Source organism: Brevundimonas diminuta 3F5N (assembly GCF_900163625.1).
Classification (GTDB): domain Bacteria; phylum Pseudomonadota; class Alphaproteobacteria; order Caulobacterales; family Caulobacteraceae; genus Brevundimonas; species Brevundimonas diminuta_A.
In genome coordinates, this window is record NZ_FUIE01000057.1 from 42,700 (window position 1) to 68,831 (window position 26,132).

A 26,132-nucleotide genomic window follows, 5' to 3' on the forward strand; every position below is an offset into this window, starting at 1 on the left:
AAAGGCGGCCTGACGCGCCGATGCAACGCCTTGCAGATCGCCGTTTCAACGCTCCCTCTTCACCCGCGCCGCCATCAAGGTCTAAGACCCATCGCATGAACACAGCCCCGCTTCCCGACGCCGCCGGCCAGAACTGGGTCGACCGCCATGCGCCCGAGCGCCTGAAGCCCTGGCTGAAGCTGGGCCGCTTCGATCGGCCGATCGGGACGTGGCTGCTGCTGCTGCCCGGCTGGCAGGGGATTATGCTGGCGCTGAACCAGTATGATCGGCCGTTCGGCGGCTATGAGCTGTGGCTGATCGTCGGCTTCGCCATCGGTGCCGCCCTGATGCGCGGGGCGGGCTGCGCGGTGAACGACATCGTCGACCGCGACTTCGACGCCCAGGTGGCCCGTACCGCCCTGCGCCCCATTCCGGCCGGCCAGATCAGCGTCAAGCAGGCCTGGGCCTTCGTCGGCGGCCTCAGCCTCATCAGCCTGTGCATCCTGCTGACGATGAACCTGATGTCGGTGCTGCTGGGCGCCCTGTCGCTGGGGCTGGTGGCGGCCTATCCCTTCATGAAGCGCATCACCTGGTGGCCGCAGGCGTGGCTGGGCCTGACCTTCAACTGGGGCGCCCTGCTGGGTTTCGCCGCCGCGACGGGCGGGCTGTTCGCGCTGGGCTGGCTCTATGTGCTGCAGGTCAAGATCAGCGGCGACAGCTTCTGGATGGCCGAGGGTCTGAACCGCATGGGGAACCTCGCCCTGTCGGCGGGGCTGCTCTATGCGGGCGGGATCTTCTGGACGCTGGGCTACGACACCATCTACGCGCTTCAGGACATCGAGGACGACGTCATGGCCGGGGTGAAGTCGTCGGCGCGGGCGCTGGGCGGCAAGGTGAAGGAAGGCGTGGCCGTCTTTTACATCCTGGCCGTGGTCCTGGCGGGCGCGGCGGGCTACGTGGCGGGTCTGGGGCCGCTCTTCTATGTCGGTCTGGCGCTCTACGCCCTGCATTTCGTCTGGCAGGTGTGGCGGTTGCGGCCGGACGACCCGAAACTGTCCCTGCGTCTTTTCAAGTCAAATCGCGATGCGGGGTTGATCCTTCTGGCCGCCATCGCGTTCAACGGCCTAGCTTTCTGATCGAACCGTTCCCAAGGAGCCCGGCATGATCCCTTCGCGCCCCCTTCGCGCCCTTCTCGTCACCGCCGCCGTCGCGGCCTCGCTGAGCGCCGCCTTGGCAGCGTGCCAGCGCAATGAGAAGAAGGAGACGCCCGCCGCGCCGACCGCCTCCGCCCACGCCGTCGAGGGGCCGCTGAAGTACGACAGCGCCACGCCCTACGCCAAGGTCAGCCTGAGCCTGCCCGAGGCCGTGCTGTCCTATCCGGCGCTCTACACCCCGCTGTATCGCGACGAGGTGGCCAAGCTGAAGGAATACGCCGAGGGCGCCCAGGCCGACCGCACCGAAGCCGGTTCGACCGAGGGGATGCCGCCCTATGAGAAGACCATCGTCTACGGCGCCCCGATCGAGACCGGCCGCCTGTTCAGCCTGATGCGGACCGACTTCGACTATTCGGGCGGCGCCCATCCGAACACGGTGGCCACCGGCCTGCTGTGGGACAAGGCCGAGACCCGCCGCATCGCCGCGTCCGACCTGTTCGCCGACAAGGCCGACACGACCAATCTGGAGCGCGCCCTGTGTCAGGCGGTGAACACCGCCAAGACCAAGCGCCCAGGCGCCGAGCCAGTCTCGACCAGCGGCGAGATGTGGGCCTGCCCGAAGCTGAAGGACGTGGCCGTGGCCCTGGCGCCGGGCTCGGTTCCGGGCAAGGCGGGCGGCCTGACCTTCCTGCTCGACGCCTATGCGGTCGGTCCCTACGTCGAGGGCGCCTACTACCTGACCCTGCCTCTGACAGCCTTCCAGAGCGCCCTGGCGCCGGAATATGCGGGCGAGTTCGCGGGCGCGCCGACCAAGGCGGGCGACGTCACCGACGACCTGCGGTTGAAGGCGCCGGCCGCCTGATCCGCGATCAGTCCGCGCCCGTCAGGAAGGCGTCGGCCAGGACGTTTAGCCGTTCAGGCTGATCGATCATGATGAAGTGCCGGGCGTCGTCGACGCGTTTCAGCGTCACGCCCGGCAAGGCGGCGTATTCGCGGCTCCACAGGGCGTCGGCCATGGCGGCAGGCGCGCCGCCGTCTGCGTCTGAGGCGTAGACGGCCCAGACCGGCGTGGTCATGGCCGCCAGGCCAGGCCGCGCGTCGGTGGTCATCACCTCGCGGATGGCCGAGGCCATCGCCTGCCGGTCAGAGGCCATCGACCAGTCGACCATGGCGGCGCGTCCGGCCTCGTCGCGCATCATGCCGACAGCGGTGCGTTCCTGCTGAACGCGGAAGGCCGCCTCGTCCGCGTTCAGGATGGAGGCGGCGGCCTGATCGGCGAAGGGCCGCGCCGTCTGCGGCGTGACCTGCGGGCCGAACATGGCGCTGAAGAAGGGTAAGCTGTCGACGCTCATCACGCGGCTGACCGCCTCGGGATGCTGCTGCGCCAACAGAAGACCGCTGAGCCCGCCCATCGAATGGCCGATGACGGCGGGTCGATTCAACGTCGCGGCATAACGCGCCAGTTCATCGACGGCAGGCTGAACGAAGGCGCCATCGCCGTGCGTCCACGCTTCGCCCGCAAAGCCCGCCAATTGCACCAAGTGGACGCGATGCGTCGTCGACAGACGCTGCGCCAGCGGCCGCCACACCTCGCGCGAGGAGGCGAAGCCGGGGATCAGGATCACATCCGCTCCCTGCCCGATCACCTCGACCGACAGGCGGTCGGAGACGAAGGCGGGCGCCTCGGCGCGGGCCGGTTCGGCCTGAGCGGGGGAGACGATGCTGGCGGCGCTGAAACCGACGGCGGCGGCCAGGATGAAGGCGCGCAGGGTCTTGGCGGGCGCGGAGATCTTGGTCATGGCGTTTCCTTTTGTGTTGGCCCTGCCCGCGGTTCAGCGCGCAGCAGGATTCGCCTCTCGGATCAGGCCCGAGGATGACGGCGATGAAGCGAAACAGGCGAGTAAGGTTTTCCTGACTTTACGCGTCAGGCGTGCGGGTTCTCGAAGATATCCTCGACCGGCCGCTCGAACAGGGCGGCGATGCGATAGGCCAGGTCGAGCGAAGGATCGTGCTTCTCGGTCTCCAGGGCGTTGACCGCCTGACGCGACACCCCCAGCGCCTGGCCCAGCTGCTCCTGGGTCCAGTTGCGCTCGACGCGCAGCAATTTCAGCCGGTTCTTCATCAGTTCGACGACCGGATGAAGGGCGAAACCAGACCAAAGGCGGCCCAGAACAAGGGGTAGATCAGCCAGGCCGGCAGATGCGGCGCGCCGGCGAAGCTCTCGCCGAAGCCCCAGAAGGTCGCGACCGCCATCGCCAGGCCGGAAGCGATGATGAACTGCTTGGCCGTGACCATACGCACGAACTCATCGCTTTCACGCATCAGCGCCAACGTCGCCCAGATCTGGCCGACGACCGGAGCCGCCACGGCGGCCGCCAGCACCCAACCTGCAGGCCGCCCCATCACGCCGTCGAAGGCGTCGGTCGTCATCATCGCCACGCAGATCGCCACATAGGGGACCATGAAGGCGAAGGTCCGCAGAACGTAGCGGCGCCCTGCGGGGGTCTGCTGTTTGGAAAGGGTCAACATGGCAGGCGTTCCTGACTTTGTGTAAGGACAACCTTACATCGCCAATATGTCATGTCAACCTGACTTTTTATCAGCCTGTCCTGACTTTGTTGCCAGCCGCTTCGGCGGCCCCTAGCTTGTCGTCATGCGTAGCCTTCCCGCCTTCGTCCTCGCCGTCCTGACGGCCGTCGCGCCGCTTGCCGCGTCCGCCGCCTCGCCTGCCCCGCCCCCGGTCGAGCAGGACGTGCGGGGCGCGCGCGACCATGACGACCTGCCGCGCATGGACGGCGCGCGCATTCGCGCCTGGCGTCAGTTGTCGGTGGCCGAGATCACCCTGCCGACCGGCGCAGTGGCCGAAGGCGCCGCCCCGGAGAACGCTCTGCGCCTGCAGGGTCAGATCAGCCACCTGGACTATGTGATCCGTCCCGCCGTCGCGCCGATCGACATGGCGCGCCACTATGAAGAGGCCCTGCGCGAGGGGGGCTATGAAACCGTCTTCGCCTGCACCGGCATCGCGCGCTGCGGCTCGGGCATGGGCGCGCTGATCCTGCTGAGCGACGCCGTGGCGCCTGCGGGGTTCGCCGACGGCGTGTTCAACGATCAGTTGCGGGTCGTCGTGGCGCGCAAGGGGTCGACCTGGGTGCTGCTGCACATGACGCGCGGACCGGATCGGTCTCTGGTCTATCAGGCCGTGATCGAGGGCGCCCGTGAGCTCGACTAGACGGATCGCCGACCCCGCCCGTTTCATCCGCGACAACACCCGCCTTCAGCCCGTTTCGCACACGCCCGAGATTTCCCTGTGGCTGGCCGATGAGGTCACGCCCATCTGGAAGCTGACCGAGGAAGAGCTGGGCGAGATGGGCCTGCCGCCGCCGTTCTGGGCCTTCGCCTGGGCGGGCGGTCAGGCGCTGGCGCGCTGGCTGCTGGACCACCCCAGGGAAGTCGCGGGACGCCGGGTGCTGGACCTGGCGACGGGTTCGGGCCTGGTGGCGATCGCGGCGATGAGGGCGGGCGCCGCCTCGGTGCTGGCTGCCGATATCGATCCCTTCTGCGCGGCGGCGGTGGCGGCGAACGCCCAGGCCAACGGCGTCGAGATCGCCTTCACCGCCGACAACCTGCTGGAGGCGCCGCCTGCGGCCTTCGACCTGATCTGCGCCGGCGACGTCTTCTATGAAGGGCCGATGGCCGAGGCGATGTTGGCCTGGCTGAAGCAGGCGCGCGCGGCGGGAGCCAGCGTGCTGGTCGGCGATCCGGGCCGCACCTACTTCCCGAAAGAGGGCCTCAGCCTGCTGGCCGAATACCGCGTGCCGACCACGCGTGAGCTGGAGGACCAGGAGGTCAAGCGCACGCGGGTCTGGTCGCTGGACGCCTGACGCCGCCTCAGGCGTCGCGCGGCAGGACGGTCAGCACCCGCGCCATGTGCTGATGGAAAGCTTCCATATAGTCGCGCAGGAACTGTTCAGTGCTGGCGACAGTGACGTTGCCGTCATCGTCGATCAGGCCCGGCGTCATCTGGATATAGGCTTCGACAGTGTTCATCTGCGGCGCTTGCAGAAAGCCCAGGACCGGACGCAGGGCCTGCTGGGCCACCGCCGTGCCGATCGAGCCGGGCGAGGCGCCGATCACCGCCGTCGGCTTGTTCTTGAAGGCGTTGGTTCCATAGGGGCGGCTGGCCCAGTCCAGGGCGTTCTTCAGCCCGCCGGGCATGGAGCGGTTGTATTCCGGCGTGACGATCAGGATAGCGTCCGAGCGCTTGATCGCCGCCTTGAAGGTCTCGGCCACGGCCGGATAGTCGGCGTCGTAGTCGTAGGAATAGAGCGGCAGGTCGGCGAAGCCGATCTCGTGGAAATGCAGCTTCTCGGGCGCCAGCTTGACCAGGGCCTTGGCCAGCTTGCGGTTGATCGAGCCCTTGGACAGGCTGCCGATGATGTAGCCGACGTTATAGGTGGTCATGAAAGACGTCCCGCTGAAGTTAAGGGCGGCGTCCGCCGCCGCTGATAGCCAAATGTCCAACCAAGCTTAGCGGTTCCGTCTCAGACGCGCACCACCCGCCGCCCTCGCCCCGCCTCGCCGAAAACGCGCAGATAGCGTTCGATCTCGGCCCGGTCGCCGGTGGCCTTTTCGACGTTGTCCGACAGCTTGACCGCCGGGCGGCCCGCCGCCTGCGTCACCTTGCACACCAGCGACAGGGGCAGCAATTCGGGCGCCTCGACCGGAGCGCAGTCGCGGAAGTCATTGGTCAGATTGGTGCCCCAGCCGAAACTGGTCCGCACCCGACCCTTGAAGTGGGCATGGGCCGCCTCGATGCCGTCCACGTCCAGCCCGTCGGCCAGGACCAGCAGCCGTTCGCGAGGGTCGCGCCCCTTGGACGCCCACCAGGCCATGATGGTCTCGCCGCCCTCGATCGGCGGAGCCGAATCGGGGCGGAAGCCCTTCCAGTCGGCCAGCCAGTCAGGCGCATCGTTCAGGAAGGCTTGCGTGCCGAAGGCGTCCGGCAGGGCGATCAGCAGATTGCCGTCATAGGCCGCCCGCCATTCCTCCAGCACCCGATAGGGCGCCGCGCGCAAGGCCGCCTCGTCCTCGCCCGCCATGGCGGCCAGCACCATGGGCAGTTCGTGGCCGTTGGTGCCGATGGCCTCAAGATCGTTGTTCATGGCCAGCAGCACGTTTGAGGTGCCGATGAAGGCGCCGCCCAGCCCCTCCTTCAGCGCCTCGACGCACCAGCCCTGCCACAGGAAGCCGTGGCGCCGCCGGGTGCCGAAATCGGACAGGGCCAGCGGCTCCAGCTTTCGCAGGCGCTCGATCTTGCTCCACAGCTTGGTCTTGGCGCGCGAATAGAGGATGTCCAGCTCGAACCGACCCATGCGGCGCAGGGCGCGGCGGCTGCGCAGTTCGTTCAGGATCGACAGAGCAGGGATTTCCCACAGCGTCGTCTCGGCCCAGCCGCCCGAGAACTCCAGCCGATACTGGCCGTCCGCGCTGCGCGACAGGTCGTATTCGGGCAGCCGGTACTCGGCCAGCCACGCCAGAAAGTCCGGGCTGAAGATCGACTTCACCCCATAGAAGGTGTTGCCGCCCAGCCAGATCAGCTCCCGGTTGGTGAAGCGCAGGGATCGGGCGTGGTCCAGTTGGGCGCGCAGTTCGGCCTCGTCCACTTCCTCGGCCAGACGCACCGAAGTCGTGCGGTTGATGACCGAGAAGGTCACGGGCACGTCGCGGAACCGGCGCCAGATCAGTTGCAGCATCAGCAGCTTGTAGAAGTCGGTGTCGAGCAGACTGCGAACGATAGGGTCCAGGCGCCAGCCGTGGTCATAGGCCCGCTTGGCCAGGTCGATGCTCGCCATGCCGGATCAGTCCGCCTTCTGCGCAGCCGGCTCGATGACGGCCTCGGGCGGGGCCTCGTCCTCATTGACCAGGCGACCCTCGCGATGCGGCTTGATGTAGGGCGTCGGCTGCGGCGTCGGCATATTGCCCCGCATCAAGGCGGCGCCGGCCTTCAGTCCGCCGGTCAGATCCAGGTCCAGGCGCGCCTCGTCGCGACGGCGCACGTCGGCGATGACGTCAGCGACCTCATCCTCCGGCAGGCCCAACTCCTCCAGCACGGCCTGGCCGAACCTGAGTGCGGACTCAAAGGTTTCGCGCACCTGATAATCGACCCCCGCCTGGATCAGACGCAGCGAATGGCCGCGGTCGAAAGCCCGCACCATCAGCTTCACGCCGGGGAACTCGGACTTGACCAGTTGCACGATCTTGTCGGCGGCCTCCGGTTTGTCGACGCAGACCAGCACCGCCTCGGCCTTGCCCGCGCCCGAGGCCCTGAGCGTATCGAGGCGCGTCCCGTCGCCGTAGTAAACCTTGAAGCCGAAGTTCCCGGCGGCCTGGATCATCTCCACGTCGTTCTCGATGATCGACACGTCCACGTCGCGCGCCAGCAGCGGCTGCGACACCACCTGGGCGAAGCGGCCGAAGCCGATGATCAGCACCTGACCGCGCAGACCGTCAGCGGCGTCCACGCCCTCGGCGTCTTCCGGCGACAGGCCGACCTCCTTGGGCAGAAAGCGTTTCAGCGCCAGGGTCGTCAGCGGCGTCAGCGCCATGGACAGGATGACGATGGCCGTCAGCGCCGCCCCCGCCTGTGCGTCGATCACTCCCGCCGTAGCGGCGGCGCTGTAGAGGACGAAGGCGAACTCGCCGCCCTGAGCGAACAGGGCCGCGCGCTCGATCGCCTCATGGTGACGCGCCTTGAACAGGCGGGCGACGACATAGATGACCAGAGCCTTCACCACCATGAAGGCCGCCAGACCCGCCACGACGATGCGCCAGTCGTTGATGACCACGCCGATATCCAGCGCCATGCCGACCGACAGGAAGAACAGGCCCAGCAGGATGGCGCGGAACGGCTCCACATCGGCTTCAAGCTGATGCCGGAACGTCGAGTCCGACAGCAGCACCCCGGCCAGGAAGGCGCCCATGGCCATCGACAGGCCGGCCCCGTCCATGATCCAGGCCGTGCCCGCCACCACCAGCAAGGCGGCGGCCGTCATCACCTCGCGCCCGCCGTTGCGGGCCAGGAAACGGAACACCGGATTGATGGCGTAGATGCCCACCGCCAGCACGCCCGCCAGCGCCGCCAGCGCCAGACCGATCGACTGCCACAGCGGCGTCGTGCTTTCCGCCGACTGCCCCATCGAGGCCCCCAACAGGGCGACGATGGCCAGCAGGGGCACGATCGCCAGATCCTCGAACAGCAGGATGGACACCGCGCGCTGGCCGCTGGGCGTCGGCAGGTCGCCGCGCTCTTCCAGCATCTGCACGATGACGGCGGTCGAGGACATGACAAAGCCCATAGCCCCGACAAAGGCCACCGGCGCCGACACGCCCGCCGCCATGGCGACCAGCGTCAACGCCAGGCCCGCCAGACCGACCTGGGCCGACCCCAGGCCGAAGATTTCCTTGCGCATCCCCCACAGCCGCTTGGGCCGCATCTCCAGGCCGATGATGAACAGGAAGATGACCACGCCGAACTCGGCGACATGCAGGATCGTCTGCGGCTCGCGGAACAGGGCCAGGCCGAAGGGACCGATGGCGACGCCCGCCGCCAGATAGCCGAGCACAGAGCCCAATCCGAGCTTGCGGAAGATCGGCACGGCCACCACGCCCGCCGCCAGCAGGGCCGCCACATGGCCCAGTTCCAATCCCGTCGCAGCCTCAGCCATCGCTCACCCTTATGCTTGATCCGTCATAGTGGGGGCGAAAACGCTCAATGGCGAGGGGGTTCCTCACCACAACATCTGCGCCACAGGGCGACGACGAGGCGCCCGAGCGAAGAACCTTCGCCTTAGTTCCGCCGAACATCGTCATTCTTCATGGGCAGGACAGGGTTGGAGGAGATTGATCAATGCCCCAGCATCCACGGCGCCGCGCCGCCGGATTCCAGCGTCGCCCGGCGAGCCTGACGCTGGTCGCCGCCGCCGCCCTCATGACCGCCGCCCCAGTCGGCGCCGCGCCCGTTCCGCCCCCTGTGGTTCAGGACGGAACGCCCAGCCCGGCCGCCTGTCGCGAGTTCGGCTTCGACCTGTCGCCGCCGTCCTCGGTGCGACCGCCCCACCTGCGATCACGGCCGCCTCAGCCCGCGCCGCCTCCACCCGTCACCCTGTCGATCGAAGCGACCAAGAAGGAAGACCGGGTCGAATACGCCGCCCCTCCCGCCACGGCGAACGGCGTGGTCGTCAGCGGATCGCGCATCGGTCCCTATCCTCCCGGCTCTCCCATGCCGCCGCGGCCCGTCGATACCGAACGCTATCCTGACGCCACGCCCAATGCAGTGAAACGCACGGCGGATCAGCCAGTCTCGACCTTTTCCATCGACGTGGACACCGCCGCCTACGCCAACGTCCGCCGCTTCATCGATCAGGGCCGGACGCCGCCGCGCGACGCCATACGGGTCGAGGAGATGATCAACTATTTCGACTACGGCTACGCCCGCCCGACCTCGGCGGCTCGGCCCTTCGCCGTCACCACGAGCACCACCGCCTCGCCCTGGGCCGAAGGGCGCCGGATCGTCCATATCGGCTTGCAGGGCTATGAACTGCCCGAGGGGCAGCGCCGCCCGCTGAACCTGACCTTCCTGGTCGACGTATCCGGCTCGATGAACAGTCCGGACAAGCTGGAGCTGGCCCAACAGTCGATGAATCTGATCATCGACCGTCTGCGACCCCAGGACCGCGTCGCCGTGGCCTATTACGCCGAAGGCGCGGGCACGACCCTGGCCCCCACCGCCGGGACGCAAAAGCTGAAGCTGCGCTGCGCCGTCGCCTCCTTGCGGGCTTCGGGCGGCACGGCCGGGGCCACCGGCATGACCAACGCCTATGACCAGGCCCAGGCCAGCTTCGGCCGGGACAAGGTCAACCGCATCCTGATGTTCACCGACGGCGACTTCAACGTCGGCGTCACCGACGACAAGCGGCTGGAGGACTACGTCGCCGACAAGCGCAAGACCGGCGTCTACCTGTCCGTCTACGGCTTCGGACGCGGCAACTATCAGGACGCCCGGATGCAGGCGATCGCCCAGGCAGGCAACGGAACGGCGGCCTATGTCGACGACCTGAACGAAGCGCGTCGCCTGTTCGGGCCGATGTTCGACCGAGGCGCCTTTCCCATCGCCGACGACGTGAAGATCCAGGTCGAGTTCAACCCGGCCCGCGTCGCCGAATGGCGGCTGATCGGCTATGAAACCCGCCTGCTGAACGAGGAAGACTTCAACAACGACGCCGTCGATGCGGGCGAGGTCGGCTCCGGCGCTTCCGTCACGGCCTTGTATGAGATCACGCCTGTCGGCGGGCCGACCCAGATTCCCGAGCGCCGCTATCCTGACAATCGCCTTGCGACCGGGGACGGCGACCCGAACGGCGAGATCGGCTTCATCCAGGTGCGCTACAAACAGCCGGGACGGGATCGTTCGGAGTTGATCCAGCAACCGCTGACCGACCGCGCGAACGCCGCTCCGCCCGAGGCGACGCGCTGGGCCCTGGCCGTCGCCGCCTTCGGCCAGAAGCTGCGCGGCGATCCGTGGATGGCGCCGACCTACGGCTGGGATCAGGTGCTGAACCAGGCCCAGGGCGCGCGCGGCGCCGATCCTTACGGCGAACGGGCCGAGTTCGTGCAGTTGGTCCGCGCCGCCCAGAGCCTGCCCGAACGCCGCGAACCCTAGCCTGCCTCGCGCCGCCGGAACCGCGACCGGCGGCGCGGGTTCCTTAAGGCCAGGCCGCAACGGCCGCGCCAAGGGAGATGGCCATGAAGATTCGCGACGTGATGAGCAAGGACGTGCAGGTCGCCCGCCCCGAAGACACCCTTCAAAACGTCGCCGGGCGGATGGCGGCGGGGGATTTCGGCTTCATCCCCGTGGCCGACGGCGACCGGCTGATCGGCGCCCTGACCGACCGCGACATCGTGGTGCGCGGCGTCGCCTCGGGCGCCGGGCCTGAAGCGCGCGTGCTGGACGTCCTGTCGCGCGACGCCCTGGTGGTCCGGGCCGACGACGACCTGAAGGTCGCGCTGGACCTGATGTCCTCACGCCAGATTCGTCGCCTGCCGGTTGTGGACAAGGACGGCCGCCTGGTCGGCGTGGTGTCGCTGGGCGACCTGTCGACGCGGGTCAAGGAACGCTACGCCGGCGAGGCGTTGGAAGAGATTTCCCGTCCCCAGGGTTAAATCGCCGCTAACCATTTCGCGGAACCCGGCGATAACGGCCGGGACCGCATCCTTCCCTTCTTTGCACGAGGGAAGTTCGGAATGGCGCGCGCCCAGTTCCAGAAAGGCCAGAAGGTCTGGGTCGAGAGCGTCGGCGTCTGGGCCCAGGTCGAAAAGGTCATGCCGGTCTGGGCCAAGGGTTTCGACGAGCCGGTCCGCATCACCTACGACGTGGGCCTGGGGCGTGAATTCGCAGCCGGAGAACTGCAGGTCTCATCCGAGGACCCCGCCGCCGAGGCCCTGGGCGGCTGGCGCATCCTGCGGGCGCGCAACAAGTGGCAGGATCCGGCCGACTGCGCCCACCATCCCTTTCCCGGCAGCTATCCGGTCGTCGTCACCGACAAGGCGGACTGGGGCGGCTGGCGTGTGCCTGGCGCCGAATACGACCGTGACCCGCAACGGGTGGAGTTCCAGGCGCGCCTGATCGCGGCGGGGCCGGATCTGATGGACCTGGCGCGCGAACTGATGGCCTCGGTGGCCGAAGCCCCGGACGACGCCCCGCCGGAGTCCCTGCGTCTGGCGCGCAAAGCCCAGTCCATCCTGCGCCGCATGACCGAAATCCCCGCCCCGCCCCCCGTGCGCACGGCCTCGGGCGACGTTGTCGGGACAGAAGCCTAAGACCGGGGCGCGCCCCCTCGACGGATTCCGCGACGCAGCCTAGATTCCCTGTCGAACCATCACAGGAGAATCGCCCTTGCGGGGCACTGAGCGCCGCAGTTACGGCTCTGGCCGTCGGGCCACGGACCATCAGGCCGCGCGCTCCGCGCCCTGGGTTCGCATCCTTGCGCTCGCCGTGGCGCTGGCGCTGGCCGCCTATGTCATGCTGTTCGCGCGCGAGAACAGCCGTCCTAGCCGCGAAGTCGAGGCCGCCCGGCTGGAAACCCTGATGCTGGAAGCCCGCCTGGCCGCCGCCCAGGTCGAGGCCCGCGCCGCTCGAACCGACCGCGCCCTGGACGCCGCCGCCCGCATCCTGGCCCAGACGCCCGCCCAGCCGGTGCAGGCGCTGGACAGCGCCCGACTGGAAGACCCCCAGGCCGCCCTGCTGATCGCCGACGCCGACGGCCGCGCCCTGGCGGCGCGCGGCGCCCGCCTGGGCGCCGACGCGACGGCGGGGCTGTCGATCGGAGAAGACGGCCTGACCACGCGCCGGACGACGCCGGGCAGTCACGTCCTGATCGCCCGCACGCCCCTGCCGATTTTGAAGCCGACGCTCGCGCAGACCAGCCTCAGCGTCCTGCCGTCAGGTCAGGCGCCCGCCACGCCGGATCAGGCGGTCAAGGGGCCGGACGGCCGTCCCCGCACCGCCGCCGTGGCCCCGATCGGCGACACCGGCCTGTCGGTCGTAGCGAGCCTGCCTCGACCCGACGCCTTCGCCGCCTGGCTGGACGACGCCTGGATGCTGGCCGCGCCTCTGCTGCTGGTGGTGCTGATGCTGGCGGTGATCGCGGTGCAGAACTGGCGCCAGATGCGAGCCAGCCGACGCTGGGCCGACACCGAACGGCGCTTCCGGGTGGCTGTCGAGGCCGCACGCTGCGGCGTGTGGGAATGGGATCTGGCCAAGGGCGAAGCAACCCTGTCCGACTATATGGCCGCCTTGCTGGAGGTAGAGACCGGAACCGTCCTGACCACCCAGGCCATGATCGAACGGGTCCACCCGCGCTATCGCCAGCTGATGATCGAGGCCCTGGACAACGCCATGGCCGACGGGGTGTTCGAGGCCGCCTTCCCCGTGCCGCTGAGCAACGGCGGCGTGCGCTGGATCGACGCGCGCGGCCAGTCGCGCCAGTCGCGTCGCGACAGCGGCTATGACAGCCTGATGGGCGTGGCGCTGGACGTCACAGAAGCGCGCCGTACCAAGGCCCAGGCCCAGGCCGCCGAGAGCCGCCTGCGCGACGCCATCGAAAGCGTGTCCGACGCCTTCGTCCTGTTCGACCGACGCGGACGGCTGATCCTGTGGAACCAGGGCTTCCAGGACGCCTTCGCCTTCCCCGAGGGCGTGGTGCGGCCCGGCGCGCAGAAGGACGAGCTGAACCGCATCGCCGCCGAGGCGATCAAGGCCGAGCACCCCTCGGCCAGCGGCCGCGCCGGGGTGCGTGAGGTCGAGCTGAAGGACGGCCGCTGGCTGCAGATGGCCGAACGCTTCACCGGCGACGGCGGCACGGTGGTGATCTGCGCCGACATCACCGTCATCCGCCGCCAGGAGGCCGAGCGCCGCCGCGCCGCCGACGAACTGCGCGCCATGGTGGCCGAGCTGGAGGCCAGCCAGGCGAACCTGGCCCTGCTGGCGCGCAAATATGAAGTCGCCATGACCCGCGCCGAAGCCGCCAACCAGGCCAAGTCCGAGTTCCTGGCCAATATGAGCCATGAGTTGCGCACCCCCCTGAACGCCATCAACGGCTTCTCGGAGATCATGGCGGCCGAAATGTTCGGCCCCCTGGGCGATCGTCGCTACAAGGGCTACGCCGCCGACATCCACGGCTCGGGCCAGCATCTGCTCAGCCTCATCAACGACATCCTCGACATGGCCAAGATCGAGGCGGGCAAGCTGACCCTGCATTATGAGCCGATGGCGCTGGACATCCTGTGCGCCGAGGCCGTGCGGCTCATGCGCGGCAAGGCGCAGGAGGCGCAGCTGGCCCTGACGCTGGACTGCCCCGAGGACCTGCATATCGAGGCCGATCAGCGCGGTCTGAAACAGGTGCTGCTGAACCTGATCTCCAATGCGGTGAAGTTCACGCCAGAGGGCGGCGCCGTATCGGTGACGGTCGCGCCGCGCGATGCAGACACCGTGCGCGTCTCGGTCGTCGACACCGGCATCGGCATCGCCGCCAAGGACCTGGAGCGACTGGCCCAGCCGTTCGAACAGGTCGAGGGCCAGCACTCCAAATCGACGCAAGGAACGGGCCTGGGTCTGGCCCTGACCAAGTCGCTGATCGAACTGCACGGCGGCGCCCTGACCATCGAAAGCGAACCGGGACGCGGCACGACCGTCTGGTTCGACCTGCCGACCCGCGCGCCCGAAGGCGCCATGGCCCCCGTCGGCGCTCCGGTGCAGCGCGTTCAGGCCCGCGCGGCCTAGAGCCGCTTAACCCGCCGGCTTAGGCGGCGTCGTCGACTTGATCGCCGCATCCGCCGTCGTGGGCGCGCCTTTCGACGGTTCCTTCGACCTGGACTTATGGCGCGACAGGATGGGCGCCAGGGCGGCGCGATCCGACGGGCTGAGGCGGCTCAAGGTCTCCACCGCGCCCGATTCCAGCCGCGCCCGGCCGCGCATCTCCGACGCGCGGGATCGTTCCAGCAGGGCGGCGACCGCCACGGCGTCGAACTGATCCGAGCGGGTCAGGGCGATGGCTTCGCGTCGGGCCGCGCGGGCCTCCTCGAAGTCGGGCCGGGCCTCAAGGGCCGTGGCGCGCATCTCACGCTTGATCTGGTCACGCACGGCGGGCGGTCGGGCTTCGACCACCGCCCAGACGGGCTCGCTGCGGCCCGGCTGACGCGCCTCGGCCGTCACCTCCTTGACCCGTTTGGCCGCCATCCAGGCCGCGCCCGCGCCCGCCACGGCGAAGATGTTCAACGCCACCGACGCCGCCAGGGCGATCTTCAGGCCTCTTCCGCTCATCCGCCCAGAACCTCCGTGTCGTCCGCGCCGGTCAGGCTGGCCTGGTACAGCACGGTGTCGGCGCGGATATCCGCCGTCATCTGCCCGGTCAGGACCACGCCGAAGACGGCGCCCGCGCAGGCCGCCGCCGCCCAACCGGCGCCCGACAGCCAGGCCATCACGCCGAACCCTTCGCGTCGACGACGACCCAGGCCCGCGCTGGCCGCCGCCGCGATCACCTGTTCGCGCAGGGCGTGGGACGCGACCACGCGCGGCGCGGCGTCCAGCAAGGCGTCCAGCCCGTCCGCCTCACGCAACAGGGTCGCCGCCTGAAGGTCCGTCGCCGCCAGGGCGCGCGCCGCCTCACGCTCGGTCTCGGGCCAGCGGCGCAGGTCGCCGCCATAGGCGTCGGCCAGATATTCAAAGCGTTCTCGGGTCATCGTCGTCATCTCGTCCCCCGCCATAGCCGTTCGGCGCGCTGTGCGGCGCCCCCTCGCTCACCGTGTCGCCCATCCTGCCGCGCCTTTGCATGCGGCGCGATGTCCGCCAGAGCGGCCCGCAAGGCGCGACGCCCCCGCGACAACAGGCTTTCCAGCGCTTCCACGCTGACCTCCATCAGGGCGGCGGCCTCGATATTGCCCAGCTCCTGATAGTGACAAAGGACAATGGCCTCGCGCTGCCGTTCCGGCAGACGCGCCAAGGCCGCCTGGACCTGAACGCCCGTCTCGGCGGCCAACAGGCCCCGGTCCGGCGCCGGGCCGTCGTCGATGCGGTCGGGCAGCACATCCGTCGCGATCTCGCGTCGACGCCGCAGCCGATCATAGCAAAGGTTCAAGCCCACCCTGTGCAGCCAGGTGTCGAAGCGCGCCTGGCCGGGGGTCCAGCGCGGCGCCTGCCTCCAGGCTCTGAGCATCGCTTCCTGGGCCACGTCCTCAGCCTCCGCCGCGTCGCCAAGCATTCGCTGGGCGAGCGACAACATGCGCGGCAGCTTGCGCGCGACCATGGCCTGAATGGCCGCAGGGTCGCCTTCGCCCACGCGGCGCACCAGATCCTCGTCGGGGTCGACGCTTGTCGCCAATCCAGCCTCTTTGGCTCAATCCACAAAGGTCGGGCGGTCGGACCGCCTTCCCCGACATCACCCTACTCCGAAGCGGGCGCCGAAGGCGACGCCGCCGGCGTGCGCGCGCGGCGTTGTTCGTGCCTCTGGCGCATGTCCGCGCGATTGGCGCGCATGGCGGCGCGGCGCTCGTCCTGCGTCAGCACGCCGTCGCTGTTGGCGTCCATGCGAGCAAAAGCCTCATTCGCCCGGCGTTCAACATCGGCGATGACGATAGGGAAGCGGCTTTCGCCGCCTCGAGCCATGTGGCGCGTGTTCGCCCCTCCATGACCGCCCCGATGATTGCGGCCGCCGGCATGACGTCCGGCCATGCCTTCACCGCGTTCGCCGCGCGCGCGAGGCGTATTGAACTCATCACGGTCGAGCACGCCGTCCTTGTTCGCGTCCAGTCGATCGAAGCGCGCGGCCTGCCGTTCGGCGCGGCGCGCCTGGGCGTAGGCACGCATTTCCTCGGCCGTCACCTGACCATCGCCATTCGCGTCCGCAGCGCGCAGGCGCTCGATGCGGCGCTGCACGAAGTCCGCCTTGCTGACCGGTTCGGCCATCTGCGCGTGGTGCGGACGCGCATCCGGCGCCTGAGTCCGAGCCGGGGCCTGAATCTGGGTCTGGGTCTGGGCCATGGCTCCGCCGCTGACGGCGAAAGCCAAGGCAAGGGCGGCGGCGCCGCTGAAAGTCGTTTTCATCTCGATGTTCTCCATCCGGCCCGAAGGCCGTGAAGCATCCCCGTCGGGAAATAGAACGCCGCCCGGATCAGATTCCGTCGCGCAATGACGGCAGGGCCGTTTCGAAAGCCCGCCGCGCCCGCAGTCGCAGATCGATCAGGCGTGCTTTCAAGGTGTCGAAATCGGGCGCCCCGGCCGCGCGGGCCAGCCGCATCTGGAAGCCGGACGGCTCCTGATCCGGGTCGCCGCCGTTCTCGAAGGCGCAGGCCATCAACTGGCCCAGTTGCTGATGCGTGCGCCAACTTTCGGCCAGCACCGGATCGCCGACCAACGCCTCCAGCGTCGAGACGGTCAGCGGCGCTCCCGTCTGAGCCGCCATCAGCTGGCGATACTGGGCTGTGAACTCGGCGTCGACCTGGGCGCCCGCCGACAGCTTCAGGTCCCAGAAGCCCTTGGGCCGCCGCTCGCGGTCCATCAGATCGCGCATGGCCCGCACGTCCTGGGCGATATCGACGCCGGGGCGCGGTCGCCGCAAGGCCGCCTCCAGCGCCTGCGCCACGCGCGCGCCGAAGCCCTGCTCGCTGGCCCAGACCACTCGTCCGCGCGTCAGGGCCATGAACTCCCAGGTGTCCGCCTCCTGCGCATAATAGGCGTCCATCGCCTCCAGCCGCACCGACACCGGCCCCTTGGACCCGGTCGGCCGCAGCCGCATATCGACCTCATACAACCCGCCCTCGGCGGTGTGGGCGGACAGGGCGGCGATGAACCGCTGGGTGAAACGGCCGTAGAAGGTCTCGGCGCTCCAGCCGCGCCCGGCCGAGACCGCCTCGGGCGGCGCCGCATAGACGGTCATCAGGTCCAGGTCCGATCCCGCCGTCATCTCACGCGACCCGGCCTTGCCCAGGGCCACCACGGCGACCGCGCCGTCGAAGGCCCCGCCCATCCGCTCGGCCTCAGCCAGAGCCGCCGGGGCCAGCCCCTTCATGCAGGCGTCGGCCAGGGAGGTATAGGTCAGTCCGGCCTGCTCGGCCGTGGTCCGGCCGGTGACGACATGCATGCCGATGCGGAAGGTCTGTTCGCGGTGCAGGCGGCGCACGGCGTTCATGGCCCCTTCGAAATCGCCGGCTTCATGCGCCTCGCGCACCACCTGGTCAGCCAGGCCGGTGTCGGTGCCCAGGGCCGTCATGAAGCGCGCGTCCAGCACCCCGTCCAGCGCCTGCGGCTGACGCCCCAGCGCCCGCGCCAGTCGCGGCGCGAAGGCCATGACCCCGACCACCAGGTCGAACAGCTTGGGCTGATTGAGGAACAACGCCTGCACCTGCACCCCGGCGCTAAGGCCCGAGAAGAAGACGGCGAACCGGCGGAAGGCCGCGTCCGGCGCCCCCGTCTTGGCCACCGCCGTCAGCAGTTGCGGCGCCAGGCGCGTGAACAGTTCACGTCCCCGCGCCGTGCGCGTGGCCTGGATGCGGCCGTGGTGCCAGCTGCGGATCGTGTCCGACACCGTGGCGGGCTCGGAAAAGCCCATGCGCGCCAGCGTCTCCAGCGTGCCGGGGTCGTTCTCCACCCCCGTGAACACCAGACTGCCGTAGGGCGAGGACAGGTCTTCGCCGCCCTCGAACAGTTCGCCATAGCGGGCGTTGACCCGCATCAGCAGGCGCTCGATCTCCGTATCGAAGGCGGCCAGATCGCCCTGCCCCGCCAGAGCCGCCACATCGGCGCGCCGTTCGGGATCGACGGGCAGGATATGCGTCTGCTCGTCCGCCAGCATCTGCGCCCGATGCTCCAGCGCGCGCAGCTCGACATAGGCGGCGCGCAGTTCGTCACGCGCTTCGGGTGCGACGTGGCCGGCCTCGGTCAGGGCGTCCAGCGCCTCCAGGGTGCGCGGCGAGCGCAAGGACCGGTCGCGGCCGCCCAGGATCAGCTGCTGGGTCTGGACGTAGAACTCGATCTCACGGATGCCGCCCCGGCCCAGCTTCAGATTGGCGCCCGCCGCCTCCAAGCCCTCGCCGGTCTTGTGGACGTGGATCTGTTTCTTGATCGACTGGATGTCGAGCACGGCCTGATAATCCAGGCTGCGACGCCAGATGTAGGGGACCAGCGCCTTCAGGAAATCAGCGCCCTCGACCGCATCCCCGGCGCAGACGCGGGCCTTGATGAAGGCCGCCCGCTCCCAGTTCTGGCCGACAGATTCGTAGTAGGCCAGCGCCATCGGCGCCGCGACCACGGGCGGGGTCGAGGACGGGTCGGGCCTCAGCCGCAGATCGACGCGGAAGACGTAGCCGTCCGCCGTCCGCTCGGCCAACAGGGCCGTCACCCCCTGCGCCAGGCGGTTGACGAAGCCCTGCATCTCGACGCCCTCGGACAGGGCGGTTTCCAGCGTCTCCGGCTCGTAGAACAGCGACAGGTCGATGTCCGAGGAATAGTTCAACTCGAACGCCCCGCCCTTGCCCATGGCCAGGACGAACAGGCCCGGAACCGGCCCGCGCGGATCGTCGGGCGTCGCGATCAACCGCCCGCGTCTGCGCCAGTCGTCGGCCGTGATCCTCAGCGCCGCCCGCGCCGCTGCATCGGCGAACCGCGACAGGGCGCCCGTCACCTGATCCAGATCCCAGACGCCGCCCAGGTCGCACAGGGCGGTCAAAAGATGCAGTTCCGCCTTCAGCCAGCGCAGCGGCGCCTTGGCCTCGTCCGGGGCGGCCGTCAGGGCGTCGCTGGCGGCCAGAATCTCCGCCAGCAGCGCCTCGGGATCGCTGTCCAGCGTCCGCCGCAGCCGATCCGGCCAGCGCCGCGCCAAGCCCGCCAGATAAGGCGAGGCGGCGAAGACGGGCTCCAGCGCCGCCCATGCCGCGTCCAGCGTCGCGCGCCAGCCGTCAGCGTCCGCCGTCTCGGCCAGCCGCTCGTGCAGGCGAGCCGCCGCATCGGCGTCACGCACGGGGCCGCACGGCTGCAACCGCGTCGCCAGAGCTTCGCTCACGCCTCGGCCTCAAGCGCCCGACTGGCGGCGGGCAGGATCAGGGCCACGCGCAAGCCCGGTCCGCGTCCGTCATAGGCGCCCGGCCCTTCGTCCAGCTGGATGCGGCCGCCATGCGCCTCGGCCACCGCGGTGACCAGCGACAGGCCCAGGCCCGAACCCGGCTCGGTGCGGCTGTTGTCCAGACGCACGAAGCGTTGCAGCACGCGCTCGCGATCCTCGTCCGGCACGCCGGGTCCGTTGTCCGTGACCGAGAACTCCACATCGCCCGAAGAGCGCCGCCGTGCGCGGAACATCACCGCCCCGCCCTCGGGCGTATATTTGATGGCGTTGTCGATCAGATTGGCCAGCGCCTGGGCCAGGAAGGGCTGGTTGCCCTCGATCATCAGCCCCTTCTGGATTTCGGCGGCGAACTCCAGCCCCTTGTCCTCGCCCGCCGGTTCGTAGAGCTCGGCCATGTCAGAGGCCAGGTCGGCGGCGTCGAACACCTTGGGATCGGGCGCCCCGCCCGCCTGCAACCGGGCGATGGCCAGCACGGTGTTGAAGGTCTTCAGCAAAGCGTCCGCCTCGTCCAGCGCCACGCCCAGGGCGTCCACGCCCGACGTCCGCCCCGCCTCGGCGTCGATCAGGGCGACCTCCATCTTGGCCTTCATCCGGTTCAGCGGCGTGCGCAGGTCGTGGGCGATGGCGTCCCCGGCGTGGCGGATCGAGGCCATGGAGCCTTCCAGCCGGTCCAGCATCCCGTTCAGGCCCTCGGCCAGCTCGTCCAGCTCGTCGCCGGAATGGCGGATCGGCACGCGCGTCTTCAGATCGCCCTCCTGCACCGCCGCCACAACGCGGTTCAGGCCGGCCATGGCCCGTTCGACGCCTCGGCTGATCCACAGCCCGCCGCCGACGCCCAGCACCAGCACCATGACCATCGCCCCCCACAGGGCCTGGGTCAGCCGCGCCAGATAGGCCTCGATGTCGCCGATGTCCTCGCCGACGAACAGGTGTTCGCCGCCAGACAGAGTGGTTTCCACGCCGATGGCGCCGCGACGGCGCACGCGCCCGTCCTCGTCCGTGTCGGTCAGGCGAAAGTCATCCCAGCGCGCCGTCGATGGCGGCGCATCCGCCTTGGGCGGGTCCAGCGGCGATTCCGAGACATTGCCGGTGATGACAGAACGATCCGGCGCCATCAGCAGATAGAGGTAGGGGCCGCCCTTCAGCGTGCGTTCGACCAGCACCTGGTTCAAGGCGTCGCGGCCCCGCGTGCGATAGACGGCGGTCAGCCCCTCGACCTCGGCCTTGACGCTGGCCTCCGCCCGCGCCCGCGCCTCGGACGCCGAGGCGAAATAGACATAGGCCAGCACCGCACTGGCCGTCGCCACGAACAGCGCCAGAAACAACAGCGTCAGCCGGAAGGGCGTACGGCGGAAGAGCGAGGGGAGTTTCATGCCGGGGCCTTACGCCTCCAGCCGGTACCCCGCGCCGCGCACGGTCTGCAGCATGGCCTTGTCGAAGCCCTTGTCGATCTTCGAGCGCAGGCGGCTGATGTGCACGTCGATGACGTTGGTCTGAGGGTCGAAGTGATACTCCCAGACCTTCTCCAGCAGCATGGTGCGCGTGACCGACTGGCCCGCGTGGCGCATCAGAAATTCCAGCAGTTGGAACTCGCGCGGCTGCAGGTCGATCTCCTGGCCGTTGCGGTGAACGGTGCGGGCGATCAGGTTCATCTCCAGCTCGCCGACCTTGAGCACGGTCTGCACCCCGCCCGTCTCACGACGGCGCGACAGGGCCTCGACCCGCGCGACCAGTTCAGCCAGGGCGTAGGGCTTGACCAGATAGTCATCGGCGCCCGCCTTCAGGCCCGTGACGCGGTCCTCGACCTCGCCCAGGGCCGACAGGAACAGGACCGGCGTCTGATCGCCGCCCTTGCGCACCATCTCGACCATGCCCACACCATCCAGGCGCGGCATCATGCGGTCCACGACATAGACGTCGTAGCCGCCCTTCTGCGTTTCCAGCAGGCCGAAGGCGCCGTCCACGGCGTGGGTGACCTCATGCCCGGCCTCGCTCAGGCCGCGCACCATGGCGGTCGCGGCTTCAGCGTCGTCCTCAACCACCAGAATACGCATGCAGCCTCCCAAAAAAGATTCGGCGGCGATGTTAGCGCATCGCCGCCGATCTCGTGAGTTACGCCTTATTCAGACTTGGCGAAGGGCAGAACGACCGGCGTGTTCCCCGCCGACGTTCGCACCAGCAGCAGGACGCCAGGTCGGTTGGCTGACCGCGCGGCCTCGACGGCATCGCGGAACTCCTTCACCGAAGAAACCGCACGACCGTTGGCCTGAACCACGACGAAGCCCGGGCGGAAGCCCAGACGCCCAGCGCGCGACTGGGCGTCGATCGCCGTGATGACCACCCCGCGCGTCTCGGCAGGGAGTTCGAAACGGCTACGCAGGGCGGCGCTGATCGGCGCGACCGTCATGCCTTCGATCTTCTCGCCCGCCACGGCTTCAGGCGTATCCGGCGTCGTCGCATCATCACTTTCGGCCTCGGCGGCGCCGAGGTTGGCGGGACGGGTGCCCGCGCGAACATTGATGGTCTGACGGCGCCCCTCGCGCAGCAGCTCGAGCCGCAGCACGTCGCCGGGCTTCGCAGAGCCCACCGCGCGGGTCAGTTCATTGCTGCCGATGATCGGACGGCCGTTCAGCGAGACGACGACGTCGCCCGCCTGCAGCCCGCCCTGCTCGCCCGGCGCGCCCGCCGTCACCTCGGTGATGTAGGCGCCCTTAGTGCCTTCCGGCAGACCCAGGCTCTCGCGATACTCATTGGTCAGATTGCCGATCGTCACGCCCAGATAGCCGCGCTCGATCTTCTCGCCGCGCATCAGGCGATCCGTGGTGTCCTTGGCGATTCCGGCGGGAATGGCGAAGCCGATGCCGACCGAACCGCCCGTCGGCGAGAAGATCGCCGTATTCACGCCGATGACGCGACCATAGATGTCGAAGGTCGGGCCGCCCGAGTTGCCCCGGTTGATGGCGGCGTCGATCTGAATGAAGTCGGTGTAGGGGTTTTCATTTCCTCCGATGGCGCGCGACTTGGCCGAGACAATGCCCGCCGTCGCCGTACCGCCCAGGCCGAAGGGGTTGCCCACGGCGATGACCCAGTCGCCGACGCGCGGCTCGGCCTTGTCCTCAAAGGAGACGAAGGGGAAGGCCGACCCTTCGACTTTGATGACCGCCAGATCCGTCAGCGGGTCGCGGCCGATCAGGCGCGCTTTCAGCTCGCGCTCGTCGTTCAGGCGAACCGTGATCTCTTCGGCGTTTTCGACGACGTGGTTGTTCGTCACGATGAAGCCGTCAGCCGAGATGAAGAAGCCCGAACCGGCGCCTGCGGCCAGTTGGGTGTTGTCTTCCTCACCCTCGCCCGAACCGCCCGGCGCGCCGGGGATGGGCACGGCGCCGAAGCCCGGAATCTGGAACACGCCGCGCGGGCGCTGGACGCGGGTCTTCACGTCGATCTGCACCACGGCGGGGGCGACCTGCTGGAAGATGTCGGCGAAGCTGAGCGGCGCGCCCTGCGGCGGGGCGAACGCCAATGCTCCGGCGCCGGCCGAGGGAACCAGCTGTCCGACCTTGGCGGCGGGCGCGGCTTCGGCGCCCGGCCAGGTGATGACCCCGCCCGCCGTCGCGGCGGCGGCGAAGGTCAGGCCGACAGCGGCCCCCAGAATGAACTCCTTGCGTTTCAGCATCGTCGTCCTTGCAGTCTTTACTGGCGGATACGGAAAAGCTCCGTTCGCCCATGAATATAGGGCGTTACGCCTCAAGCCAATGCACGCCCTCGCGATGATTGTTCCTGATCGACGTTCGCGGTGTGGCGTAGCTGCGTCAGGAAGGCGGCGAAAGGCTTTCCAAATGGACAGGCTAGGACTTTTCGTCGTCCGCCGTTAGGGCGGCCAGGGCGCGTTCTTCTTCCGGCGTCAGGGGCGCAGCCTCGCCCGCACTGCGTCGGCGCGCCCGCAGGACCAGCACCACGCCCGCCCCCGCCGCCAGAACGAACGGGCCGAACCACAACAGCCAGGTGCCGATCCGCAGCGGCGGCTGGAACAGCACATAGTCGCCGTAGCGACGCAGCAGGTCGGCCTTGATCTCGTCGTCCGTCTTGCCGGCGGCGATCTGTTCGCGCACCAGGCCGCGCAGATCGGCGGCGATGCCCGCCGGGCTGTCGGCGATCGACTCATGCTGGCAGACGACGCAGCGGATATCGCCGAACAGGGCGCGGGCGCGGGCTTCCTGGGCCGGGTCAGTCAGCGGACGATCCGGCGCAGGCGGCGGCTCGGCCACAGCAGGCGCGGCGGCGCCGGCCAGCAGGACGGCTGCGAACAGGGCGGCGGCGCGCCTCACGCCTGCGCCTCCACAGGCTCGCCCGGCTTGGCGGCCTTCTTCACGCGCGAGCCCGCCCCGACGCGCAGGCGCCGGTCCAGCAGGGAGATCAGCCCGCCCAGCGCCATCAGCGCCGGCCCCAGGAAGATCAGCCGCGCCCAGGGGTTGTAATAGATGCGCACGATCCAGGCGCGCTCGCCGTCGTCGGTCGCCGCGCGGTCGCCCATGACCGCGTAGACGTCGTCCAGCCCGCGGAAGTCGAGGCCGACCTCGGTCGTCGTCTGGCCGCCCGCCGGGAAGAAGCGGCGCTCGGCGGTGATGACGCGCTCGGGCGCGCGGCCGTCGACCGGCATGATGGTCAGGCGGCCCTGCTCGGCCAGATAGTTCGGCCCTTCGATGACCTCGACCGCGTCCAGCCGCGCCTTCCACGGCCCGGCGGCGACTTCCCCGCCCAGCGGCAGGGCGGCGGCGGTCTCGGCCTTGAAGCTGGTCTCGACCACGGCGCCCAGAATGAAGACGCCCAGACCGGCGTGGGCCAGCGCCATGCCCCAGGCGCCCAGCGGCAGGCCCTTGGCCCGGCGCAGGGTCTCGGCCAAAGGCGCGCGGAAGGCCTTGGTCCGCACGCCCAGCTCCGCCAGCGCCCCGCCGATCAGCCAGGCGCCGACACCGAAGCCCGCAGCGGCCAGCGCCTTCTTCGGATCGAACAGGAAGAAGGCGGCGAAGGCGGCGGCGACGGCGAGAGCGGCCGCCAGCCACAGGCGCTGCAAGGCCCCCTTCAGGTCGCCCCGCTTCCACGCCAGCAGCGGCCCGGCGGGCAGGATCAGGCAGGCGACGATCATCAACGGGTTGAAGACGGCGTTGAAATAGGGCGGGCCGACCGAGATGGTCGCCCCCGTCACGCCCTCCAGAATGAGCGGGTAGAGGGTGCCCAGCAGCACGGTCGCCGCCGCCGCTGTCAGGAACAGGTTGTTCAGCACCAACGCGCCCTCTCGGCTGACCGGGGCGAAGGCGGCGCCCGACCGAATGGCCGGGGCGCGCAGGGCGAACAGGATGAAGGCTGCGCCCGCCGCCAGCCCCAGGATGGCCAGCAGCATCATCCCCCGCTGGGGATCGACGGCGAAGGCGTGCACGCTGGTCAGCACGCCCGAGCGCACCAGGAAGGCCCCCAGCATGGAGAAGGTGAAGGCCAGGATCGCCAGGAAGACGGTCCAGCCCGCCAGCGCCCCGCGCCGCTCGGTGACGATGGCCGAGTGCAGCAGAGCCGCGCCCGCCAGCCACGGCATGAAGCTGGCGTTCTCGACCGGGTCCCAGAACCACCAGCCGCCCCAGCCCAGTTCGTAATAGGCCCAGAAGGAACCGAGCGCGATGCCGACGGTCAGCAGGGCCCAGGACGCCAGCGCCCACGGCCGCACCCAGCGGCCCCAGGCCGGATCAACGCGCTTCTCGATCAGGGCGGCCACCGCCAGCGAGAAGCAGACCGAAAACCCGACATAGCCGCCGTAGAGCAGCGGCGGGTGCACCGCCAGCGCCGGGTCCTGCAACAGGGGGTTCAACGACGCGCCCTGCACCGGCGCCGGGTCCAGTCGGAAGAAGGGGTTGGAGGTGAAGGCGGCGAAGGCCAGGAACAGGCTCGACAGGGCCGCCTGCACGGCTACGGCCGAGGTCTTCAGTCCGAACGGCAAGCCGCGCGCCAGCGCCAGCGCCCCGCCGAAGACCGTCATCACCAGACACCACAGCAGCAGCGAGCCTTCATGGCTGCCCCAGGCGGCGGCGACCTTGTAGAAGACCGGCTTGTCGGTGTGGCTGTTCATGGCCACGTTCGACACTGAGAAGTCCGACACCACGAAGGCGTAGATCAGCGCCCCGAAGGCCAGAAGGATCGCCCCGGCCGAGGCCAGCATGGCGCCGCCCCCCGCCCCGGCCAGCACCGGGCTGAGCCGCAGACGTCCCGCCGTGGTCAGCGCCAGGCTCAGCACCGACAGCACCAGCGCCAGGATCAGGGCGAAGGCGCCCAGTTCGACGATCAA

24 protein-coding genes are annotated in these 26,132 nt (G+C 69.3%); 8 read left to right on the plus strand and 16 right to left on the minus strand.

Annotated elements, in window-relative coordinates; genetic code table 11:
• Positions 1–95 precede the first annotated feature (95 nt).
• Both FM111_RS10975 and FM111_RS10980 read left to right on the plus strand, forming a co-directional pair.
• The gene (locus tag FM111_RS10975; protein WP_087140977.1) at positions 96–1,115 is read left to right on the plus strand and encodes a UbiA family prenyltransferase; all 1,020 of its coding nucleotides are present in this window, start codon (positions 96–98) and stop codon (positions 1,113–1,115) included.
• Between the two features lie 25 nt (positions 1,116–1,140).
• Positions 1,141–1,995, plus strand: coding sequence for a DUF3298 and DUF4163 domain-containing protein (locus tag FM111_RS10980; RefSeq protein WP_087140978.1), 855 nt, complete (start codon positions 1,141–1,143; stop codon positions 1,993–1,995).
• A gap of 7 nt (positions 1,996–2,002) precedes the next feature.
• Here FM111_RS10980 and FM111_RS10985 read toward each other — a convergent pair whose 3' ends face one another.
• The 3 genes from FM111_RS10985 to FM111_RS10995 all read right to left on the minus strand — a co-directional run bounded on the left by FM111_RS10985 (position 2,003) and on the right by FM111_RS10995 (position 3,662).
• Positions 2,003–2,932, minus strand: a complete 930-nt coding sequence (locus tag FM111_RS10985) for an alpha/beta fold hydrolase (protein WP_087140979.1) — start codon at positions 2,930–2,932, stop codon at positions 2,003–2,005.
• Between the two features lie 125 nt (positions 2,933–3,057).
• The gene (locus FM111_RS10990) at positions 3,058–3,255 is read right to left on the minus strand and encodes a helix-turn-helix transcriptional regulator (RefSeq protein WP_003163619.1); all 198 of its coding nucleotides are present in this window, start codon (positions 3,253–3,255) and stop codon (positions 3,058–3,060) included.
• Positions 3,255–3,662, minus strand: coding sequence for a hypothetical protein (locus FM111_RS10995; protein WP_087140980.1), 408 nt, complete (start codon positions 3,660–3,662; stop codon positions 3,255–3,257). The genes FM111_RS10990 and FM111_RS10995 overlap by 1 nt, the downstream gene beginning before the upstream one ends.
• A gap of 124 nt (positions 3,663–3,786) precedes the next feature.
• Between FM111_RS10995 and FM111_RS11000 the strand changes: the two genes are divergently transcribed.
• Together FM111_RS11000 and FM111_RS11005 are read left to right on the plus strand one after the other, a co-directional pair.
• Positions 3,787–4,362 carry a hypothetical protein gene (locus FM111_RS11000; protein WP_087140981.1) on the plus strand — a complete coding sequence of 192 codons (576 nt, stop codon included), beginning with the start codon at positions 3,787–3,789 and terminating at the stop codon, positions 4,360–4,362.
• Positions 4,349–5,014 (plus strand): class I SAM-dependent methyltransferase, encoded by a 666-nt coding sequence (locus FM111_RS11005; protein ID WP_087140982.1) that lies wholly within the window; start codon positions 4,349–4,351, stop codon positions 5,012–5,014. Before FM111_RS11000 ends, FM111_RS11005 begins: the two co-directional genes overlap by 14 nt.
• Positions 5,015–5,021: 7 nt before the next feature.
• On the opposite strand, the gene FM111_RS11010 is transcribed toward FM111_RS11005, so the two are convergent.
• From FM111_RS11010 to FM111_RS11020, 3 genes are all read right to left on the minus strand, one after another.
• Positions 5,022–5,594: an NADPH-dependent FMN reductase gene (locus tag FM111_RS11010; protein WP_087140983.1), complete on the minus strand. Its 573-nt coding sequence runs from the start codon at positions 5,592–5,594 to the stop codon at positions 5,022–5,024.
• Between the two features lie 80 nt (positions 5,595–5,674).
• Positions 5,675–6,985, minus strand: coding sequence for a nicotinate phosphoribosyltransferase (gene pncB / locus FM111_RS11015; RefSeq protein WP_087140984.1), 1,311 nt, complete (start codon positions 6,983–6,985; stop codon positions 5,675–5,677).
• 6 nt (positions 6,986–6,991) lie between these two features.
• Positions 6,992–8,857 carry a monovalent cation:proton antiporter-2 (CPA2) family protein gene (locus FM111_RS11020; protein WP_087140985.1) on the minus strand — a complete coding sequence of 622 codons (1,866 nt, stop codon included), beginning with the start codon at positions 8,855–8,857 and terminating at the stop codon, positions 6,992–6,994.
• Between the two features lie 182 nt (positions 8,858–9,039).
• Between FM111_RS11020 and FM111_RS11025 the strand changes: the two genes are divergently transcribed.
• From FM111_RS11025 to FM111_RS11040, 4 genes are all read left to right on the plus strand, one after another.
• Positions 9,040–10,851 carry a vWA domain-containing protein gene (locus tag FM111_RS11025; protein ID WP_256968218.1) on the plus strand — a complete coding sequence of 604 codons (1,812 nt, stop codon included), beginning with the start codon at positions 9,040–9,042 and terminating at the stop codon, positions 10,849–10,851.
• 83 nt (positions 10,852–10,934) lie between these two features.
• Complete coding sequence (locus tag FM111_RS11030; RefSeq protein ID WP_087141056.1) at positions 10,935–11,351, plus strand: CBS domain-containing protein; 417 nt, start codon at positions 10,935–10,937, stop codon at positions 11,349–11,351.
• 81 nt (positions 11,352–11,432) lie between these two features.
• Positions 11,433–12,008 (plus strand): hypothetical protein, encoded by a 576-nt coding sequence (locus FM111_RS11035; protein WP_087140986.1) that lies wholly within the window; start codon positions 11,433–11,435, stop codon positions 12,006–12,008.
• A gap of 76 nt (positions 12,009–12,084) precedes the next feature.
• Positions 12,085–14,469: a cache domain-containing sensor histidine kinase gene (locus FM111_RS11040; RefSeq protein ID WP_087140987.1), complete on the plus strand. Its 2,385-nt coding sequence runs from the start codon at positions 12,085–12,087 to the stop codon at positions 14,467–14,469.
• 6 nt (positions 14,470–14,475) lie between these two features.
• On the opposite strand, the gene FM111_RS11045 is transcribed toward FM111_RS11040, so the two are convergent.
• The 10 genes from FM111_RS11045 to FM111_RS11090 all read right to left on the minus strand — a co-directional run bounded on the left by FM111_RS11045 (position 14,476) and on the right by FM111_RS11090 (position 26,132).
• A complete protein-coding gene (locus tag FM111_RS11045; RefSeq protein WP_087140988.1) occupies positions 14,476–15,009 on the minus strand; it encodes a periplasmic heavy metal sensor in 534 nt (177 codons plus the stop codon).
• On the minus strand, positions 15,006–15,428 hold the full coding sequence (locus FM111_RS11050; RefSeq protein ID WP_256968220.1) for a hypothetical protein: 423 nt from the start codon (positions 15,426–15,428) through the stop codon (positions 15,006–15,008). The genes FM111_RS11045 and FM111_RS11050 overlap by 4 nt, the downstream gene beginning before the upstream one ends.
• 5 nt (positions 15,429–15,433) lie before the next feature.
• Entirely contained in the window at positions 15,434–16,066 is a 633-nt protein-coding gene (locus tag FM111_RS11055) for an RNA polymerase sigma factor (protein ID WP_087140989.1), read from the minus strand.
• 62 nt (positions 16,067–16,128) lie between these two features.
• Complete coding sequence (locus FM111_RS11060) at positions 16,129–16,788, minus strand: EF-hand domain-containing protein (RefSeq protein ID WP_179205081.1); 660 nt, start codon at positions 16,786–16,788, stop codon at positions 16,129–16,131.
• 67 nt (positions 16,789–16,855) lie between these two features.
• The gene (locus tag FM111_RS11065) at positions 16,856–19,741 is read right to left on the minus strand and encodes a bifunctional [glutamine synthetase] adenylyltransferase/[glutamine synthetase]-adenylyl-L-tyrosine phosphorylase (RefSeq protein WP_087140991.1); all 2,886 of its coding nucleotides are present in this window, start codon (positions 19,739–19,741) and stop codon (positions 16,856–16,858) included.
• Positions 19,738–21,174, minus strand: a complete 1,437-nt coding sequence (locus tag FM111_RS11070) for a sensor histidine kinase (RefSeq protein WP_087140992.1) — start codon at positions 21,172–21,174, stop codon at positions 19,738–19,740. The genes FM111_RS11065 and FM111_RS11070 overlap by 4 nt, the downstream gene beginning before the upstream one ends.
• A 9-nt stretch (positions 21,175–21,183) precedes the next feature.
• Positions 21,184–21,855: a response regulator transcription factor gene (locus FM111_RS11075; RefSeq protein WP_087140993.1), complete on the minus strand. Its 672-nt coding sequence runs from the start codon at positions 21,853–21,855 to the stop codon at positions 21,184–21,186.
• Between the two features lie 65 nt (positions 21,856–21,920).
• Positions 21,921–23,474: a Do family serine endopeptidase gene (locus FM111_RS11080; RefSeq protein WP_179205082.1), complete on the minus strand. Its 1,554-nt coding sequence runs from the start codon at positions 23,472–23,474 to the stop codon at positions 21,921–21,923.
• 172 nt (positions 23,475–23,646) lie between these two features.
• The gene (locus tag FM111_RS11085; protein ID WP_087140994.1) at positions 23,647–24,126 is read right to left on the minus strand and encodes a cytochrome c-type biogenesis protein; all 480 of its coding nucleotides are present in this window, start codon (positions 24,124–24,126) and stop codon (positions 23,647–23,649) included.
• The gene (locus FM111_RS11090; protein ID WP_087140995.1) at positions 24,123–26,132 is read right to left on the minus strand and encodes a heme lyase CcmF/NrfE family subunit; all 2,010 of its coding nucleotides are present in this window, start codon (positions 26,130–26,132) and stop codon (positions 24,123–24,125) included. The genes FM111_RS11085 and FM111_RS11090 overlap by 4 nt, the downstream gene beginning before the upstream one ends.

Coding starts and splice junctions, on each gene's coding strand:
- FM111_RS10975 (WP_087140977.1), top strand. CDS start 96: ATGAACACAGCCCCGCTTCCCGACGCCGCCGGCCAGAACTGGGTCGAC.
- FM111_RS10980 (WP_087140978.1), top strand. CDS start 1,141: ATGATCCCTTCGCGCCCCCTTCGCGCCCTTCTCGTCACCGCCGCCGTC.
- FM111_RS10985 (WP_087140979.1), bottom strand. CDS start 2,932: ATGACCAAGATCTCCGCGCCCGCCAAGACCCTGCGCGCCTTCATCCTG.
- FM111_RS10990 (WP_003163619.1), bottom strand. CDS start 3,255: ATGAAGAACCGGCTGAAATTGCTGCGCGTCGAGCGCAACTGGACCCAG.
- FM111_RS10995 (WP_087140980.1), bottom strand. CDS start 3,662: ATGTTGACCCTTTCCAAACAGCAGACCCCCGCAGGGCGCCGCTACGTT.
- FM111_RS11000 (WP_087140981.1), top strand. CDS start 3,787: ATGCGTAGCCTTCCCGCCTTCGTCCTCGCCGTCCTGACGGCCGTCGCG.
- FM111_RS11010 (WP_087140983.1), bottom strand. CDS start 5,594: ATGACCACCTATAACGTCGGCTACATCATCGGCAGCCTGTCCAAGGGC.
- pncB (WP_087140984.1), bottom strand. CDS start 6,985: ATGGCGAGCATCGACCTGGCCAAGCGGGCCTATGACCACGGCTGGCGC.
- FM111_RS11020 (WP_087140985.1), bottom strand. CDS start 8,857: ATGGCTGAGGCTGCGACGGGATTGGAACTGGGCCATGTGGCGGCCCTG.
- FM111_RS11025 (WP_256968218.1), top strand. CDS start 9,040: ATGCCCCAGCATCCACGGCGCCGCGCCGCCGGATTCCAGCGTCGCCCG.
- FM111_RS11030 (WP_087141056.1), top strand. CDS start 10,935: ATGAAGATTCGCGACGTGATGAGCAAGGACGTGCAGGTCGCCCGCCCC.
- FM111_RS11035 (WP_087140986.1), top strand. CDS start 11,433: ATGGCGCGCGCCCAGTTCCAGAAAGGCCAGAAGGTCTGGGTCGAGAGC.
- FM111_RS11045 (WP_087140988.1), bottom strand. CDS start 15,009: ATGAGCGGAAGAGGCCTGAAGATCGCCCTGGCGGCGTCGGTGGCGTTG.
- FM111_RS11050 (WP_256968220.1), bottom strand. CDS start 15,428: ATGACCCGAGAACGCTTTGAATATCTGGCCGACGCCTATGGCGGCGAC.
- FM111_RS11060 (WP_179205081.1), bottom strand. CDS start 16,788: ATGAAAACGACTTTCAGCGGCGCCGCCGCCCTTGCCTTGGCTTTCGCC.
- FM111_RS11070 (WP_087140992.1), bottom strand. CDS start 21,174: ATGAAACTCCCCTCGCTCTTCCGCCGTACGCCCTTCCGGCTGACGCTG.
- FM111_RS11075 (WP_087140993.1), bottom strand. CDS start 21,855: ATGCGTATTCTGGTGGTTGAGGACGACGCTGAAGCCGCGACCGCCATG.
- FM111_RS11080 (WP_179205082.1), bottom strand. CDS start 23,474: ATGCTGAAACGCAAGGAGTTCATTCTGGGGGCCGCTGTCGGCCTGACC.